This window comes from Glaciimonas sp. GNP009 (genome assembly GCF_054343755.1).
The window spans coordinates 3,700,677-3,716,788 of record NZ_JBTGUV010000004.1 but is presented as its reverse complement, the minus strand read 5'-3'; the positions used below and the strand labels follow the sequence as shown (position 1 = coordinate 3,716,788).

General features: G+C 52.5%; 23 protein-coding genes. 4 read left to right on the top strand and 19 right to left on the bottom strand.

Annotation, left to right across the window (positions count from 1 at the left end; all coding sequences use genetic code 11):
- Positions 1–145 precede the first annotated feature (145 nt).
- The 11 genes from ACXX82_RS17305 to ACXX82_RS17255 form a co-directional block, all read right to left on the bottom strand.
- The gene (locus ACXX82_RS17305) at positions 146–331 is read right to left on the bottom strand and encodes a hypothetical protein (RefSeq protein ID WP_458563353.1); all 186 of its coding nucleotides are present in this window, start codon (positions 329–331) and stop codon (positions 146–148) included.
- Positions 324–515 (bottom strand): hypothetical protein, encoded by a 192-nt coding sequence (locus ACXX82_RS17300; protein ID WP_458563352.1) that lies wholly within the window; start codon positions 513–515, stop codon positions 324–326. The genes ACXX82_RS17305 and ACXX82_RS17300 overlap by 8 nt, the downstream gene beginning before the upstream one ends.
- Positions 512–2,344: a replication endonuclease gene (locus ACXX82_RS17295; RefSeq protein WP_458563351.1), complete on the bottom strand. Its 1,833-nt coding sequence runs from the start codon at positions 2,342–2,344 to the stop codon at positions 512–514. Before ACXX82_RS17295 ends, ACXX82_RS17300 begins: the two co-directional genes overlap by 4 nt.
- On the bottom strand, positions 2,334–2,690 hold the full coding sequence (locus ACXX82_RS17290; RefSeq protein ID WP_458563350.1) for a hypothetical protein: 357 nt from the start codon (positions 2,688–2,690) through the stop codon (positions 2,334–2,336). Before ACXX82_RS17290 ends, ACXX82_RS17295 begins: the two co-directional genes overlap by 11 nt.
- Positions 2,690–2,863, bottom strand: coding sequence for a hypothetical protein (locus tag ACXX82_RS17285; RefSeq protein WP_458563349.1), 174 nt, complete (start codon positions 2,861–2,863; stop codon positions 2,690–2,692). Before ACXX82_RS17285 ends, ACXX82_RS17290 begins: the two co-directional genes overlap by 1 nt.
- Positions 2,864–2,964: 101 nt before the next feature.
- The gene (locus ACXX82_RS17280) at positions 2,965–3,183 is read right to left on the bottom strand and encodes a hypothetical protein (protein ID WP_458563348.1); all 219 of its coding nucleotides are present in this window, start codon (positions 3,181–3,183) and stop codon (positions 2,965–2,967) included.
- A 2-nt stretch (positions 3,184–3,185) separates the two neighbouring features.
- Positions 3,186–3,371, bottom strand: coding sequence for a hypothetical protein (locus tag ACXX82_RS17275; RefSeq protein ID WP_458563347.1), 186 nt, complete (start codon positions 3,369–3,371; stop codon positions 3,186–3,188).
- A gap of 134 nt (positions 3,372–3,505) precedes the next feature.
- Positions 3,506–3,763, bottom strand: a complete 258-nt coding sequence (locus ACXX82_RS17270; RefSeq protein ID WP_322236725.1) for an Ogr/Delta-like zinc finger protein — start codon at positions 3,761–3,763, stop codon at positions 3,506–3,508.
- Complete coding sequence (locus ACXX82_RS17265) at positions 3,760–3,948, bottom strand: hypothetical protein (RefSeq protein ID WP_323507261.1); 189 nt, start codon at positions 3,946–3,948, stop codon at positions 3,760–3,762. Before ACXX82_RS17265 ends, ACXX82_RS17270 begins: the two co-directional genes overlap by 4 nt.
- 39 nt (positions 3,949–3,987) lie before the next feature.
- A complete protein-coding gene (locus ACXX82_RS17260; protein WP_322236730.1) occupies positions 3,988–4,185 on the bottom strand; it encodes a hypothetical protein in 198 nt (65 codons plus the stop codon).
- 10 nt (positions 4,186–4,195) lie between these two features.
- Positions 4,196–4,429, bottom strand: coding sequence for a hypothetical protein (locus ACXX82_RS17255; RefSeq protein WP_458563346.1), 234 nt, complete (start codon positions 4,427–4,429; stop codon positions 4,196–4,198).
- A gap of 71 nt (positions 4,430–4,500) precedes the next feature.
- Here ACXX82_RS17255 and ACXX82_RS17250 point away from each other — a divergent pair, with 71 nt between their 5' ends.
- The 3 genes from ACXX82_RS17250 to ACXX82_RS17240 all read left to right on the top strand — a co-directional run bounded on the left by ACXX82_RS17250 (position 4,501) and on the right by ACXX82_RS17240 (position 7,328).
- Positions 4,501–4,971 carry a helix-turn-helix domain-containing protein gene (locus ACXX82_RS17250; RefSeq protein ID WP_458563345.1) on the top strand — a complete coding sequence of 157 codons (471 nt, stop codon included), beginning with the start codon at positions 4,501–4,503 and terminating at the stop codon, positions 4,969–4,971.
- A 55-nt stretch (positions 4,972–5,026) separates the two neighbouring features.
- Positions 5,027–5,299, top strand: coding sequence for a hypothetical protein (locus ACXX82_RS17245; RefSeq protein ID WP_458563344.1), 273 nt, complete (start codon positions 5,027–5,029; stop codon positions 5,297–5,299).
- A gap of 1,081 nt (positions 5,300–6,380) precedes the next feature.
- Complete coding sequence (locus ACXX82_RS17240; protein WP_458563343.1) at positions 6,381–7,328, top strand: hypothetical protein; 948 nt, start codon at positions 6,381–6,383, stop codon at positions 7,326–7,328.
- A gap of 83 nt (positions 7,329–7,411) precedes the next feature.
- On the opposite strand, the gene ACXX82_RS17235 is transcribed toward ACXX82_RS17240, so the two are convergent.
- Positions 7,412–7,996, bottom strand: a complete 585-nt coding sequence (locus ACXX82_RS17235) for a hypothetical protein (protein WP_458563342.1) — start codon at positions 7,994–7,996, stop codon at positions 7,412–7,414.
- A 650-nt stretch (positions 7,997–8,646) separates the two neighbouring features.
- Here ACXX82_RS17235 and ACXX82_RS17230 point away from each other — a divergent pair.
- On the top strand, positions 8,647–9,228 hold the full coding sequence (locus ACXX82_RS17230) for a PEP-CTERM sorting domain-containing protein (RefSeq protein WP_323507255.1): 582 nt from the start codon (positions 8,647–8,649) through the stop codon (positions 9,226–9,228).
- A 222-nt stretch (positions 9,229–9,450) separates the two neighbouring features.
- On the opposite strand, the gene ACXX82_RS17225 is transcribed toward ACXX82_RS17230, so the two are convergent.
- The 7 genes from ACXX82_RS17225 to ACXX82_RS17195 are packed head-to-tail and all read right to left on the bottom strand — an operon-like array spanning position 9,451 to position 16,081.
- Entirely contained in the window at positions 9,451–10,674 is a 1,224-nt protein-coding gene (locus ACXX82_RS17225) for a contractile injection system protein, VgrG/Pvc8 family (protein ID WP_458563341.1), read from the bottom strand.
- On the bottom strand, positions 10,671–11,180 hold the full coding sequence (locus ACXX82_RS17220) for a phage tail protein (RefSeq protein ID WP_458563340.1): 510 nt from the start codon (positions 11,178–11,180) through the stop codon (positions 10,671–10,673). The genes ACXX82_RS17225 and ACXX82_RS17220 overlap by 4 nt, the downstream gene beginning before the upstream one ends.
- 21 nt (positions 11,181–11,201) lie before the next feature.
- Positions 11,202–13,802 carry a phage tail tape measure protein gene (locus tag ACXX82_RS17215; protein ID WP_458563339.1) on the bottom strand — a complete coding sequence of 867 codons (2,601 nt, stop codon included), beginning with the start codon at positions 13,800–13,802 and terminating at the stop codon, positions 11,202–11,204.
- A gap of 51 nt (positions 13,803–13,853) precedes the next feature.
- Positions 13,854–13,970 (bottom strand): GpE family phage tail protein, encoded by a 117-nt coding sequence (locus ACXX82_RS17210; RefSeq protein ID WP_458563338.1) that lies wholly within the window; start codon positions 13,968–13,970, stop codon positions 13,854–13,856.
- 8 nt (positions 13,971–13,978) lie between these two features.
- The gene (locus ACXX82_RS17205) at positions 13,979–14,305 is read right to left on the bottom strand and encodes a phage tail assembly protein (RefSeq protein ID WP_458563337.1); all 327 of its coding nucleotides are present in this window, start codon (positions 14,303–14,305) and stop codon (positions 13,979–13,981) included.
- Between the two features lie 54 nt (positions 14,306–14,359).
- Positions 14,360–14,869, bottom strand: a complete 510-nt coding sequence (locus ACXX82_RS17200) for a phage major tail tube protein (protein WP_323507249.1) — start codon at positions 14,867–14,869, stop codon at positions 14,360–14,362.
- 39 nt (positions 14,870–14,908) lie between these two features.
- On the bottom strand, positions 14,909–16,081 hold the full coding sequence (locus tag ACXX82_RS17195; RefSeq protein ID WP_458563336.1) for a phage tail sheath protein: 1,173 nt from the start codon (positions 16,079–16,081) through the stop codon (positions 14,909–14,911).
- Between the last annotated feature and the right edge of the window lie 31 nt (positions 16,082–16,112).

Genomic DNA, 16,112 nt, shown 5'->3' with positions numbered 1-16,112 from the left:
TTAATCTTCTACCGTCTGGTGCCTTTACCCAGACGTCGCCTTCTATCCAAACGCCATCACGGATTTTGCTATTTATGGCATCGCCGGAATAGCCGGACTCAGAGGAGAACTTAATGATGGTCTGGTAACGTATCATATGGAATTTTCAATAGTCCAATTTGTTCACGGCGATGAGTTGGTCAATCATGGCATCCTCGACACTAATCGCGATCATTGCAAATAGTTGACCATTAGAGATATCGCGACGGATCGCGCAAACCGGGCCGAATTGCAGGCCATGATCATTTTCAAATTCGACCATTGCACCAATGTCAGGTATCCGCTTATCCACTGACGGCTCCCCACAACATCCCCGTCATCAAACTGAACCCCACGGCCACAGTCAGCACCACGTTAATCAGAACGTTAAAACGCAGTTTCCATCGCTCAAGAATCAAACTCAGTACGTCAGAAATCCCCCAAGCCGCAAACGCCATGAATAAAAAGACGCACATCTGCATAAGCAATTTCATCATTCCTTCCTTTCATCAAAAATTCGGGGATACGGGCAGGCTTTCAGCACTGCCCACGCATCAATGAGCGTGGATTTGGCGTCCTGGGAGAGTCGATTCACATCAGGAATCATCCAGTCCGGCTGTTTTTCTCTTGGAGCCGGTTCGGGGTGCGTACAGTTATTTACACGAGTCCGAGGAAGGGCAACTGCCGCCCCGTCGCATGCGGTGGTGGCCGATGGCACCGGGGTCCAGATATGGCGCACCGACTTAAACACCACCCCAAACAACGCGGCACAATGCACGCCGTATGGCGTGGATTTAATCGTCTCGCCATAGCGTCCGATACAGGTCGTGATATCTTTGGCCAGCGTAATGACAAGGTTCTTACGTGGCACAATGGGACCGCCTTGTACGCGCATATATTCTGCAAAGTCAGCGCGCTTTTCACCTTCGATCTTTTGCACCGCATTCCATGCACGCTTCATCGGTTCCGGTGCTTCGACCAACATGTCGTCTTTAATCCGGCGCAACTCACGCCAAACCGTCACCGGCGCGCCACCCCATTGCTGAAACTGGCGGATGCCCCAACACGCCGCCCATGCTTCGATCCGCGCCGAAGGCATTAACTCTAAATCACCAACGCAATCCGGCACCACGACATACCCATCCTTGGTTTTATGTTCACCCACATGCGCGCCGTCAATATTCTTGGCGACATACTTGGCGATATATCCGGCTGCGCTGCCCTTACTCCAGTCGATCCGCACGACTTTCAGGCGGCGTTCAAACGCACCCGGTTCGCCGCGTTCGGCGGTCCACGCGTAGCGCTTCATCAGGCGTGTGGCACGGCTGGCCACATCCACAATGTGCGGTGTTTTATAGTTAGTGGTCGGTCGCACAAATAACAGCATGTGCCAGTGGGGTGTCGCATCGTGATGCGGCTCGGCAATCCTGAAGCCATATAACCCAATCCCGCGCCGTGCCAGTGCCGATCGGAAACGCGCTGTGACTTTCTGCAGATACGCATTCGCTTCACGGGGTGTCGCCCCGCTGAATTTCGGGTTCGGCTTGCCACTATGCAAGGTTGCATGAAAGTGAGAAGGACAGGTCCACGTCACAAACAAGCCTTCATCGCCCAGTTCTTTTGCGATGGTCTCGAAACCATTTAATCGCAGCATTAACTCTCCTCGTCGTATCGCTTTATTTGCCGTGGTGGTACCGGCCAGTTCAGCCAGCGTGAATTGCTGACCGAGTTCGTTTTCTAATTTTTGGCCGTCCAGCGCCAGTTCGTTACGGCGGTTTTGCGCCAGTCGGGCGATCACCGTGTCGTGGCTGGCATAGGGTTCGCCGTGATAGTGGACATAGCCGAGGCGGATGTTGCCCGCCTCAAAGGCCCGACCGATGCGCTTACGTAACTGACCGCGCCACCAGTGCGGATTCACCGCCCGTGCGATCACATCTTTGAGTTCGTCAAATTCCGGTGCATCGATCCCGTACTCGGCACATTCACAGCGGATGACTTGCAACGCATGCAGGTCCGATTGCGCGCCCCATAGCGCCTCGACCACATGCGCCGCCGCTTTCTTGGCCGTTGCCACAATGTCCGCATCGTGCTGCGACAGATCGACGCCAGCAGGCACATAGCGGTCAGCAAACTCACGAACAAAGTCCGTCGCCACCGACTCATAAATTTTGTACCAGGAGGACCACGCCATTTTGTCGAGTGCCTGACCGATGACGCGCTTGCGCCACTTGTAAGGCAACCGCGCCAATTCCGGCGCAAAGCGCTCCGACTGTAAGAAAGTGAGATGGCGTTGACGGGCAGGCAAAACCACGCGTTTAGACTGCATGCATCACCCGTTCAAACATACCGACCGAAGCCACCACCGCCGCCCGGATCGCGGCCCGTTCCGATGGGTTAAAAGAATGGATCGGACTCTGCCACCGCGTCATCGGCAAGCCCGCCACAAACAGCACATAACGCCGTGCATGCTCCGGTGTCGTCCCCCACGATTGCGCCGTCAGACGTTGCAGGCGCGACGCATCCTGACGTGGCTTGATCAACTGACGCGCAGCTAATAATTTGGCCCTTGCATGATCTGGCGTGGTCAGTGTGGCCGTGGCGCCATCCCATTCGGCAAACAAATCAGTGACCGGCATAAACGACGGATGATGATCAATCAGCGAAACGCCCATCACCAAACCGCCGCCATGCCACCCAACCGCGCAATACAAAGGGCCAGCTGTTCATCCAGCACCTCGCACACCGCCACGCGATGGGTGTCACTTAATAAATGGGACCGTGACACGAACCAGTTACGCAGATCCAGTTTGTCGATCAGGAGGGCATAGGTGTTTTTGGCGAACATGGCTTAACCTTTGACCCAGCCGAGCGCGACCGCCAACGCTGGGGCAAACATAACGAAGCCACATAACAGACCAGAACCGAAAGTTTTGAGATGGGTTTTTTTCACTCCGACACCTTGTCATTCGTCACTATTTCGCCGATGGCGAATACGTGCATTCCGGCATCCAGATGGATAGACATGCTGTGCTTACTGCCATCATGAAAATGAAAAATGATCCTTTGGTAGGATATAAATCGGTCAATTAAACTCTCATCAGCAATGGTTTTGACGGGATTGACCGTGATACTTTTGAGTCCGATAATCGTTAGGTCTGTCGACATGGTCAGACTCCCTCTACCAACTGTCTAGCGAGCACCAGTTTGCGCGCATACTTCACGACATAACGCCCCAGATCGCCCCGAGGCGAATTCCCGACAAGCGCTGAAAGAGGTGGCAATACAATCGATAACGGCGGCACTGTGGAACTGTTTGATTGATCAGAGGACGAGGCGATAACTGTTTTTTTCATCGTACTTTCCTTATTTCAGGGCGAAAAAATCCCGCATGCCTGATGTCAGGCATGACCGGGTACAACGTAAAAAGGGAAGCGCGCTAGCGGAAGATTACGGCGGCGCGGTAAGGTGGTGAGCGGTCATGGCGGCCTCATTCACTTTTGAATAACGCCAGTTGATTGGCGCAAGCATTACGGACGTGCTGCGACAAATGGATCCGTACATCCGGGTTCGGAATAGCGGACATCGATAACGTGCGCAATACTTCGAGACTCGCCACAAAGGTGTGACCACATTCAGGGTTCTGGCACATGTACGTGATCTCTTTCATCAGGTTCGACATCGTGCGGCTTTTAGCGGCCCGCACCCGTTCGCCGCAATGGGGGCAAGGCAAACTGATGACTCTCATAATGGCTTCCTGTCCACCGCATACAGCGCCCGGCCTCTGCCGGATATCTGCTTCGATTGCTTACGTATGCGCGACTTCACCAGCCACTCTGCTGCTTGCTCCACACTGTGCAGCCCTTGCTGCTGGCGCACACGTTCCAACAAGTCATGTTCTGCATCGGTCACGATAATTTCTTGATCTGGCATCTTTTCGTCGGCTCTTTGTTAGCGCACTGCGGTCTGGGTTTAGGCCGCATTGCCGACTACTATGTCCTTGTCGCCAAGGCCTAATGCGAACGCCGCTTCGCGCAGTATCATCTGGCGTAGCAAGGTGGACGGCTGTTCGCCCTGATAATTGGCAAGTGCCTGAATCAGGTCATGCTCGTAATCATCAAAACGAAGAGTCAGCCGGTTGTGGCGAATGCGCTTGGTGTCGGGATACATGACGCGTCCTTTATGGATGACTGGAAGAGGTCAACTGGGTGGAGAGATCGGACAAACGAGCGGTTTCATTTTCATACGCGTCCAGACCGAGCAACGTCACAATGCGTAAAAAATTAGCACGTGACCGATTGTCAGCCGCGGCATGTTGCTCGACGCGGGCCATCTCTTCAGGCCGGAGACGAAGGTAGAGCGGGCCGCCAAGAACACCTTTTGGCGAGCGACTAAGTTTTTGTTGTATTTTCATGGTGTAATGATCGTCATTGCTAGGGATGGCGTAATTATGTGCATTTAAATGCACAGAGTCAAGGAAATATTGTGTCTTTTAACGCTAATTGTGGTGAGCGTCTGCGCGAAGAGCGGGATCGTCTTGAATTTACTCAGCAAGAAATGGCTGATCGTATGGGCGTGCGCAGGGAAATGTCGAGCAAGTATGAGCGCGGCCAAGCAGTACCCGGTGGGGATGCATTAAGTGCATTTGCTGCAGTAGGTGGGGACGTTCAATATGTCCTCACTGGTTTAAGGTCATCGAATGCTCTCGCACCTGACGAGGCGGAGTTACTTGCGGGTTATCGTGGCTTGGATATTCGCGCTAAAGCAAATATGCTCGGTATGTTGGATGTCGTCAGCACGACGTCCACAGCACAACCTATCGTATCAAGTAGGCATAACATTGGTAGCGTGCAATTTCACGGCAAGATTGCGCAGCACATTACCGGCGGAATAAACGCTCCCCAAACGATTAATATGGGTGGTCGGAAAAAAAAGAAAAATACTATTCCAGAGTGACCGTCTATTAACCAGCAACAGGCCAGCATTTCAAGGTGACGTTGGCCAAGTAGTGATGGGTGATTTGCATCAATCGCACCTCCTCGATAAACCCCTATCCATCGTCCTAGTTGTTTTAACCTTGCTCAGCAGTTGGGCGATGTATCAGATATCGCCAGACGCAGATGCAGGGGTCATGCCGCCGTTATTGGTTTGCACGGTAGAGCGCAAAGACTATCCCGTAGGGAGCGCCAAGGTGCTGGTCACCGGCCAAATTTTAGAATGTTTAAGTCCCGGCAAAAACCTTGCGCCGCAATGGCACAAGATTGAAAGATCGCGGATACGGTAGTGTGATAGACCTTATTGCCGTGCAACGCTACGTCTGATCAAACACGTGCGTAATTTAGTGCGATTGGCCCCCATCGTAAAGACCATGTTTGCTAATTTATACAAAGTCAGCATCTGTCAGTCTTCGCCACAATGTTGCCCGTTATGATCAAGTGACGGGCAACAGCAACTGACAGCTTTCGGCCAATAGCCGTCAATCAAGAATGTTCCCAAAAACTGACATTGGTTGGGATGTTATAGCAAGAAAATAAGGTGGGAGTTCTATGACAGAGTTTGATTTAACGCAGAGACTAGAGGAAGTTCTGCGGCGTACAACGCAGGTTGTGGCCGTAGTGCTTGTATTTAACTTTGTTGTTGTGTTTCCTATCTTTGGATACGATGTTTATCTGGTCCGAACCACCAGTCAATATATCTATCGCGGTTGCCGCACTGGGGTTAATAATGTGGACTTCCATGTACATAACGCTAATGCGCGCAATGCGCAAAATTGAAATGCCTAGGTGCGTATATTGTAAGGCGCTACTTACATGGAAAGACCGCACAAAAATCCTCGAAACTAAGGCGTGCCCTGTATGCAATCAACATCTTTTTTGACAGATGCCTGCCTGCGGTCGGCCGAGAGCTGACGACCAAGATACAGCGGTGTTAGCTGGTTAACTAGGGAGAAAAGCGCATGCAAATTTCACCTTTCGGCCTCATCGTCACGGGCATCATATTCGTGGCCTGCTGCCTAAACTGTGTTGCGATATGGAAGAGCTTCCATTCATCCTATTACAGCAGGGCGCAACGGTGGGGACATGTCGGAATTGTTTTGTTAGTTCCTGTTTTGGGAGCTTTTTTACTCTATATTTGTCACGCCAAGAAACACCCACTGTCCACTCTCACCCTGTCGACGGGTTGGAGGGGGTCGACAGTACTTGCAGCGATTTCGATTATGGTGGAGACCATTAGTAGATTTTCGCTTTATGCCGTATCTATGCAATCCAACGCATACTAAAAAGACCGGCTATCGAAATTTATGCGCGAAAGATGCATGAATTTGATTCAATAATCCGATAATAAAAGCTGAAGCTTTCATCAGAATGGGGGCCATTTTGACACTGGTAATAGCAGGGCATAACTACATCGAGAAATTTAAATACGAAATTCTTCATCAGGAAGAGCAACAGGTGGAGATCGAAATGGAGAGCGACGGGCTATTTGTTGTGGCGGACAGTGCGATTACGTCAATCACCCGAGGTGTCGAAAAAACTCTATTGAACGGGTTAAGAAAGATTTACGACGTCGAAATCAATGTCTGGAAACCATATTTCGGCCCAGGTGGCACTTTCTATGACTACAAAGAGGTCTATCAACGAGCAAGTTGTTTCATCGCGTTTGCGGGAAGTACATTAACTGCGCTACACGTACTAAATTCGATTACAGAACATTTGCGTAAGCTCAGAATTAGCCATGAGAGAACTAACGGGCAAATTAAGTACTGCATCATTCGGCACTGCGCACTGAATCCATTAGATGCGTCTTCCACCTATTACAGCGACGACACCTTTTTGAATGAGCACTTCACAAATTTGCTCACAGCAGATGTTGTATCAGATGTTATTGAGTATTCGATAAACGAAGCAATTCGTTCGGCGGCTAAATACAAATTAGATATTGATGAATTTAATGCAATGCGCACGGAGCTTATTGCAGGTATATGGTGCGAAGCTTCGAAGAAGCATAGATTGTATGCATTTAGGTGGCAAACAAAAACCGGCGTTGACGGAGTACTTTTCCCTTTTACAGAAAAGGAATTAGTTAAAGAGGATGAGATTGTTGTCCTCGGACTTAGGGAACTTGAAGATGATGCGCAGGCAGCGTTTAATAGTGCTCTAGACAACTTCAAGGAGTCTGGGCCAGTTCTTTTTGAGTTCCTAAATGTGGCAATTGACGATGCCCAAAAATTAGGCTCAAAGTACATTGACCGTCCATCTGTGTTGAAATCTTTCAATCGTGGTTCACTAAAAGTTGAGAAGCATAGCAGATAAAGTAGGAGGTTATCCTTTCACACCATTAGTAGCATGACCCCTCAACTGAGACAAGCATACGGAATCGCAAGGCAGCGAATTCACTACGCCAGCACGCAGTCGATCATGCCATGCGCGCCTTTCGTCACCTTATAGTCCGCTGATTTAAGCGGTGGATATTTTTGTGGCGGAGTCGTGTAGTTCTTGCTTGGATCAACGACAAACTTATTGTTCATCACCGTCAATGGGATCTCTGCGACCTGGGCTGCGACAATGTCGAAGTTGAGCCAGAATTCGTTGCCGCCGTTCGTTTTTTTCAAAGGCCCAACCTTTGTCCACAGAACTTGCTTGTTATTGCGTTTAGCTAGGTCGCCAATGTTGAAATTCGCGGGTGTGCCAAGGCGAACAACTTGTAATGCTGTGATCAGGTGGGAGATACCATAACCGGCAATGAGGTACATTTCAGGAGCGTCTTCGGATACGCAATCTGCCCACATGGCGATAGGCCCGCCCTGGCTGATCACTTTAAAGACAAAATTGCCGGAGACCGGTGGTTTCGCGTAGCGCACTAAAATCAATTCCCTCTGGCTCGGCATAGAGGGGTCGAGATCGATGAGGGGGACGGTATATGCTGCGGCGCGCGCTGCGATAGCAAGTTGATTATTGCTTTGTGCGACTAGCTCAACCATCGTAATCCTACAATAAATGTGAAGACAGGAATGATAGCAGAGTGGTCAAGACGCTCAGTAAGAATAAAAGACGCTCATTTCGATGGATGAGCGTTTTATTCATCCCCGGTTTCGTAGGCACGAGAAAACCTCGTACGGCTGAAAATCTGAGCGGCAGCTTTCAGGACGCCTATTTGACCGGTTTGGGTCGAAAGCCGCCAGTCGTGACAGCAAATCGCTATCCAACTCGCACTGCTTTGCAGACGCCGAGCTAATCTATTTTGTGTGGTCGTACCAGATCGTTTTCGTACAGACATTTCTAGGAATATCAGCTCTGGTTTGCAATGCGCCAAGTCGACCGTAGCTATACAAGTGCGCCTAAAAGCGTTCATTAAGGGTGCGCATAAATTTGAGCATGACCAAAATGTAAAAGGCTATTTTCTGAACGTAAAAATCATGTGGTTTTTTAGCTGTTCAAATACGGTCGTTTTCGAAAGTGTGACAGATCTATAAGATTGATGAGGATATGTTTTTGTCGGATTTTTTTACATAAAAAATAATTTCTAAAATAAATAGAAGTTAAGTATCTGATAAATATAAGGATATTTATCTGGTTCGATTTTTGCTTAGATAAAGCCTTCTCCAACCAATTCTGGATTTGCACCTACATTATGAAATTATCCAAGTCATCCCTTATTGCTTCGATTACCCTCGTGGCCGCCTTTTTCCCTTTGATGGCTCAAGCGAGCTTCATCGGAGACAGTGCAACGCTGACCTATAATAATTTTGCTTTTAATACACCTGTCGTGTTCTCTTCTCCAAGCACCGTTGGTAACAATGTTGAATTCAGTGGTCAGGGGACCGATGTTTTTGGTCAAATTTGGAATATGATGGGCGATGTTTTTGACGATGGAATCAAACTTTCTTGGACCGAAAGTACAAGAAACGGGAATGGCAACATTTCTGCCGGAAATGGAAGATTCGGTTTCGACTTAAGTTTTGCCTCGTCGGTAGTGCCCTTGCTTTCCCTCTCCTCCTATACAACAACATACCCAACTACCTCATCCAGCCTGGATAATATTACTTCGACTGGCCCTAACTCGGTACATTTTGGTTTTAATGGTCTTTATTCTGGCGACACTTATATCTTTTCAGGAGAGGTTCCAGAGCCAGCCACACTCGCATTGTTTGGTTTCGGATTGTTCGGATTTGCAGTATCCCGTCGTAAAGCCTCGAATAACAAAAACGCGTAAAATCACCACGGTTTGCTCTACGCCCGCTTTGTGCGGGTTTTTTGCTTTTTAAGGTTTAAGGAATTACTTTTGACAGTACCTTTGACGGTACATTTTAATATTGAAAATCATTGATCCTTTGTTTAAAATACTCTCAGAGTGTTGTTATATTCCACCTATCCCTTAAGACTCTCGTGAGGTTAGTGCCCCGGTTTCGGCGTCAGCTCCGATTTTCCAATCACGCTATCGCCGACTATTTTCTTCAATAATTTCCCGTCGTTCCCGTATCTTTTCCCATTCGAGTTGGGCGGCGCGGGTGGCGCTTTGTTTGCTGACGTAGAGGTGTTGAAGTAGTTTCGAATTGTCACGAGATCCCGCGAGTTCTTCCCCTTGGTGCTTGCTAACCTTATCGCGCCACGCTGCGGTGACGCCAGTGATCCCTTCGTCAGGATCAGTCTGCTCTTCGCGTTCCACTTCCGCTTCTTCCGTTTTGGTTTCCAGTTCGATGGCGGTGGTAAAGCCGTTGCTGCCGATGCTGTGCGTGACTTTCGCTGTCAGCCAGTCCACGCTATCGATGGTTGCTTTAAAGCCCGATACCGTCACTGGTGATTGTGGCATCAGTTCCGGATTGCCCACTGCAAGCGTCAGTTCAAACGTCGCCAGTCCGCGCTGGATGCGCAGCCATTCGGCGACCGCCGCGGTACGTGCATCCGCTTCGCTGGCATAGGTGGTGCGCAGCCGTTTGGCGTTGCCCGCTGTCCCTGCCACCACACTACGACGCAGGACCTGCTTCTCATCCTGCCAGAACACCCGCACGCCGGTATAGCTGTCGCGTTCGGCACTGTGATAGCGGTGGCCGTCACCGAGTTGGCGCGTGATATCGATTGCGGGTAATGGCCTGCCGGAGACGGTCTGGCTGCGACTGGCGGGCATAAAAATCAACGTTTCGTTTTTAACGGTCGCGACCGCATCGTATTGTTTGCCAAGTCGACGAAGGAAGGCGGCGTCACTCTCGCGGGTCTGGTCGATGTGTTTAACCGAGACGTGACGTAACCCGTCGGCAATACCGGCTATGAGTTGCTGCCTGAAAGCAATGACTTCAATGATCGCCCCGAGCGTGGTGTCGTGGAAGCTATGTTCTTCTACTGGCCGGAAGGTATCAATCAGGTTCACCGTGCGGGCGCGTAATGTGATGGTGTCGGGTGCGCCGCTGTGTTCGACTTCATCGACGGTAAACGTGCCTTTGTCGACCAGGCCGCTATGTTTCCAGCCGATATGTAGATGGATCTTTGCGCCTTTGGAGGGAATCGCTAGTTGACCGTCGGTGTCGTCGAGCGCAATGTCGAGCTGGTCGGCGGATTCGTTGCGGCATTCGGTCAGCGTGAGGCTGATCAGGCGCGGACGGATGATGGCGGTCAGGTCACGCCCATCTAAGGTGACACGGAAGTCAGGGATAAGGTCGTTCATCGGGTGACGAGTCCACTGAGCAAGCCGCCTATCCCATTGACCACGTTCACGTTGTTGGCCAGCCCATCAAGGGTGAGCATATCGCGCAGCGTGCCGATGTTGCCCAGATTGCGCAACGCATTGCGCACATCGTCGTCCGTGCATTTGAGCGTGATCGCAAACTCGACGCGGCCCGGATTGCCGTCGTTGCCAAGGTGGGTTTTACCCTCGGTCATGCTGGTGATGATATACGCGCCATAAATCCGGCCGGTTCCCTGAATCAGGATCCATGACTTGCCGGTATTGGCCATCAGTCGCAAGGCATCGAGCGCATAGAGTGAGCCGGTCAGTTCGGGCGCTATCCAGCCGGAGAGCGTGATGGTGTCGTCGCCCTTGCCGGTGAACTGAAACGCGTCACGCGTCCCGACACGGGCGTTGCTGACGTGTTTCCATTCGGTTTGGCGTTGGAGTTCCTGATAGGCCAGCGTGGGGAGGCTGAAGACGAACATGCCGAGGGCCATCATCATGGTGTGCTTCCTTGTAATGGGTTAGTAGTCATGCAGGCTGGAACGCTGGCGTGCGCGCTTTTCGCGGTCGCGCTGGTCGAGTGCTTTTGCCACCGCTTGCGCAATCGCGTTGCCATCCATGTTGGGTGTGGTCTGGATGATGATCTGGATCGTGTCGCCCTGGAACACGGTGCCGCTGTTGCTGCCACGCGCTGCCATCGGTGGGCGGGTATCAAACGCCATCGCGGGGATGGCGGCAGCACCGATGGCAATACCCGCGCCGAGTTGGGTTAGGCGTTTTGCCATAGTACCGATCTGCCTGACCGGTGCGTCTTCACTGCGCTGCAGACCGAGGGCGAGGCCTTGCATTGTGTCGTCACCCAATGCCGCAAAGACCCGACTCGGGCTGCGGATACCGAGCTTGTCTTTGAACCAGCCAATGACGTTTTCCCCCGCGCCGGTGATCGTCGTTTTGACTGCCCCTAGTGCGCCGGACATGCCGTTGACTAAGCCGTGCATGATGTTGCTACCAAAACCGGTAAAGGTGGCGGGCAGATCGATCCCGAACCAGCGCAGCACGCCCGCGAACGCCCGATAGAACAATCCGACCGGCGACCAGTTCAGAATGCGGGCGCTGATGGCACCGATACCACCGCTAAACACGGCGGCAATGCCTACCCACGCATCGGATAACACGCTCTTAATCGACGTCCAGTTGTTGACGATCAGATAGGCCGCTCCTGCGAGTGCCGCTAGCGCCGCCACAATCGCCAAGATGGTCAAGCCGATGGGATTGGTCAGTAGAAAGAGGAACGCGCCTTTCATGGTACCGCCGACGAACAGTAAGGCCGCACCGATGCCTTTTAATACCGGGATCACGATGCCGCCTTGTAACCCGATGGCGGTCAGCACAAAGCGCATGATCGCAAACGGGCCGAGGATGGCGGCGACACCGAGCGCCAGCACGCCCAGCACCACCAGTATGACGGCCAGCACGGCGGCAATTTTGAGGAGCGTACCCGTCAGTTGCGGGTTCGCTTCGATCCATATGGACAGGCGTTCGGTCACCCGTCCGACCGTCTCCATGATGTCGGTCAGTGCCGGTTTTAAGGTGCTGCCGGTCATGGCCGAGAAGCCAAATACTTTGTTTTGTAAAAGTTGCCATTTGGCCGACAGGGTATCGAGCCGCGCCTGAAACTCGCGGTCCATGCTGCCCTTGGCGGCTTCACCATTGGCCAGTTCTAACTGTCGCCGGTATTCGCCGACGCCACCGGCCAGCTTGGCAATCGCGCCGCCCCAGTCTTTGCCGAATAAACGGGTCACCGCTTCCATCTTGGATTCGGTCGGTAGTGCGTTGATCTTATCGAGCACCGTCAGGATGGTCTTCTGCGCATCGGTAATCATGCCAAGTTGTAAATCTTTACTGCGCATGCCGATCATCCTGGCACCGACCTGAAACCGTTCAGGATTCATTTTCGCTATTTGCAACTGGCGCAGCATCCCGGACGAGGCGGTATCGGCCCGTTCAGGGGATTCGCCCAGTGTTAGCAGCGTGGACGCCAAGGCAGCGGCGTTTTTTACCGACAAGCCGATGGTGGACGCGGCACCGGCCAGATCCCCTTGTAACACACCAATGATATCGGCCCCCTTGGAGATCGCGTTATCGTCCAGATAATTGATCGCATCTCCGAGCTTGTCGAGGCTCTGGATCGGGATTTTAAAAATCCCGGCGATCTTGCCCATCTGGTCGCCGATTTCACCCGCAGGCATCTCGAAGGCGGTGGCCATCTTGGCATTGTTGGTGGTGAAGGCCAGCAGATTGTCTTTGCCCTGAATGCCCATGCGCGCACCGGCCACGGTCAGGTCGATCAGTTCAGTCGTCGCCATCGGAATCCGGGTCGCCAGTTCGCGCATCGCGCTGCCCATGTCGTAATAGGTGGCAGTCAGCTTGCCATTGCCATCGCGTGCCCCGTCGACCTGTTTGGCGATCCCGACCATGCTGTCCTCATAGCGCATGAAGTCCTTGACCGTTTTAAGGATAGGCATACCGCTGGCCACGCCTGCGGCGGTCATGCCTGCGCCCGCCATGGCGACATTTCCTGCGGTGGCACGGGTCGTATGCAGGCGCTGCCGTGCTGCGCCCATGCGCTCTTGCTGTCGTGCAATGCTGGTCAGTTTCTTTTGTTGCGCCGCTAATTCGGCGTTGGCATAGCGCACGCTGTCTTTGAGCCATGCCTGTGCGTTGCTCAAATTTTTGGTACTCATGCCGGTGGCGGTGAGCGCGGTGTTGAGTTGCTTATTGGTTTCCAGATTGGCGCGGTAGGTATTTTTGAGTTTCTCCACCACCACCTGTGACTTCTTGTATTCGGTGCTGAGTTTCTTGACGGCCGCCGCTGCTGGGGACGTTTGGGCGGTCAGCGTGCCGAGTTGATCGCCGATGGCTTTGGCGTGCTGCTGCGCATTGCGCAGTTCGACCGACGTGGTTTTAAGGCCGCGCTTGAGTTCTAAAAATGCATTGAGTTTCTTTTGCTGGCCACCCAGTTCGTTGAGCCGGTCACTGGTCGCTTTGATGGCTTTCGCGGTCGGCGATGCTGCGGCCTGTATTTTTTTGAGCGGACCGGTGACTTTGTCGAGCGCGGTCATGATCACTTGTAGTCGGAGGTCCGCCATGGTTGCTTTCTATAACTTCTTTATTTATTGTTCTGCGGTGCTGCGCAATCGAGCGCGCTCGCGCCAGTCCATCAGTTCGTTTAACGTAAAATCCGCCATCGCCGCCGGGTCCCAATGGAACACCACGGCGATGTCGGCCATCGCGTTTTCTACGCGGTCGGGGAGACCATGTTCCGATCCGCTTTCTTCGCTAAAAAATAGGCCACCTCGGCCCCGATGGCCATCAGGTCGGCAAGATCCAGATTGTTGACATCCTGCATAGTCAAAATTGGTTGCGTGATGCGCGGTAATACTTTTTGCAGTGCCATGACATCGAGGTTGGCAACATCGACCAGTGAGACGCCGCGTAACTCTCCGGCTTTTGGTTTGCGTAACTGGATCTCGGTGATGACGGTGTCGCCGCGCTGCAATGGTTCGTCCAGGATGACGGTGACGTGATTGGTGGAAGGTGCGACGGAAGTTTTGACGGTGGACATAGTGTGCTCTTTTTAAATGAAATAAATAAAGGGTTGATACGGTTGACCTGGTGTTTACAAACCGATGGCTGCACGCAACGCATCGTTCATACTCACGCCATTGATGTTCTCGATACAATTCATAAAATCGAGTTCAATCAGATCGACGTTATCGACCGTCAGTTTGTAATAACTGACGGCGGTGCTGTACTTGTGGGTGGTGTCGTCGCCGACTTTACTGGAGCCCATATCGATTTCTTTATGGCGTCCGCGCACGACCACTTCGACCGCTGCCACTTCGCCGGTATCGTCATTTTGGTAGCCACCGGCGAAGCGTAGTTGCACCGCGTTGTGGGCCTTGGCGGCGTACTGTTTTAAGGCGTCGACAATTAAGCCGCCCGCAGTCCATTCGAGGGTGAGCGCTTCGTTCCCCATATCGACCATGATCGGACCGCTCATGCCACCGGCGCGGTATTCCTCCATCTTGCGGCTGAGTTTCGGTAACGTTAATTCTGGCACCAGTCCCATGTAGGATGCGCCATCGTTGAACAGATTAAAATCTTTGAGTTTGTTGGGTAAGCCCATGGGTCTTTCTCCAAATAAAGGGTTGCCTGTAGCGGCTGTTTACGCGGTGATGCGGCTCGCGAAATCGGCCAGATAGCGGTCGGTAATACGTTGCTGGAATACCAGATTTTCCAGTGGGGGTACTGGCGTGTAGTCGTAATCAATCGCCAGCTTTCCGGCTTTTAAGGTGTCTTTGCTGTTGAACGCTTCGTCGTACCAGGCACTGCCGTCGATGATGTAGCCCTGTGCTTTCAAGTCGCGGAATTTGGCATTGATGCTTTCGATCAAATCTTTTACCAGCGACGGATGCAGCGGTTTATCGACATACGTAAAATGCGCCTCCGCTATCGTGTCGGCCAGCACTTGGGCCGTGCGGGTGTAGTTTTCAAAAAAGAAGAATTCGGGCACTTCACAGGTGCGCGAACCCCAGAAGCGAAAGCCGCCATTGTTGATCAGCGTGGTGACTTCTTTGCCGTTCAGATATCCGGCGTCGGTAGCTGGATCCTGCAAGTCCCAGAACACATCGCTGGAAATACCGGTCGGGCCGTTGACCGGCATATTCGATAAGGTTTTATGCCAGCCGATGGTCTGGTCGATCTTGGCGCGTAATCCCAATGCATAGGCGACCGCGGGAATGCTGGCTTCGGCATTGGTCGCGGTATCCCAACTGATAAAGTCAGGCCAAATCAGCATCAGTTCACGCTGACCGAAGTCTTTACGATAGGCGACTGCATCTTCTTTGGTCATGCAACCCCAGGTCGATGCATACACAAAGCCGCGTAGTTGCTGGGCCACGCTAACCAGCGCATTGGTCACCGCCTGAGTGTCGAGACCCGGTGCGCCGAGGATGCGTGGCTTGATGCCGAGTTTTCCCTGGGCGGCCAGCAAGGCTTTGATGCCGGTGTATTTGCCGCTGGCCGTGACGGTACCGATGACGTTGGTGGTGGTCGCCGCTTCATCGTCGCCTTCGGCTACCCTGACAACGATGGTAAACGGTTTGGTTTGCGCGCCGATGGCCTCCAGTGTGCGGCGCAGTGTTCCTTTCTTTCCGGCTTTGCCGAGGGCCGCAATCACGTTGGTCAGTAACACTGGCGTGTCGAGCGGAAACGTCATTGGGTCGGCATCGTCGGCGGTGGCAATGAGGCCAATGACGGCGGTGCTGATGGTGCGGATCGGTCGCGTGCCGTCGTTGATTTCGAGGACGCGCACGCCATGGTGATAATCGTCTGCCATAACAACTCCTGTAAGTAATAAGTAATGCGTG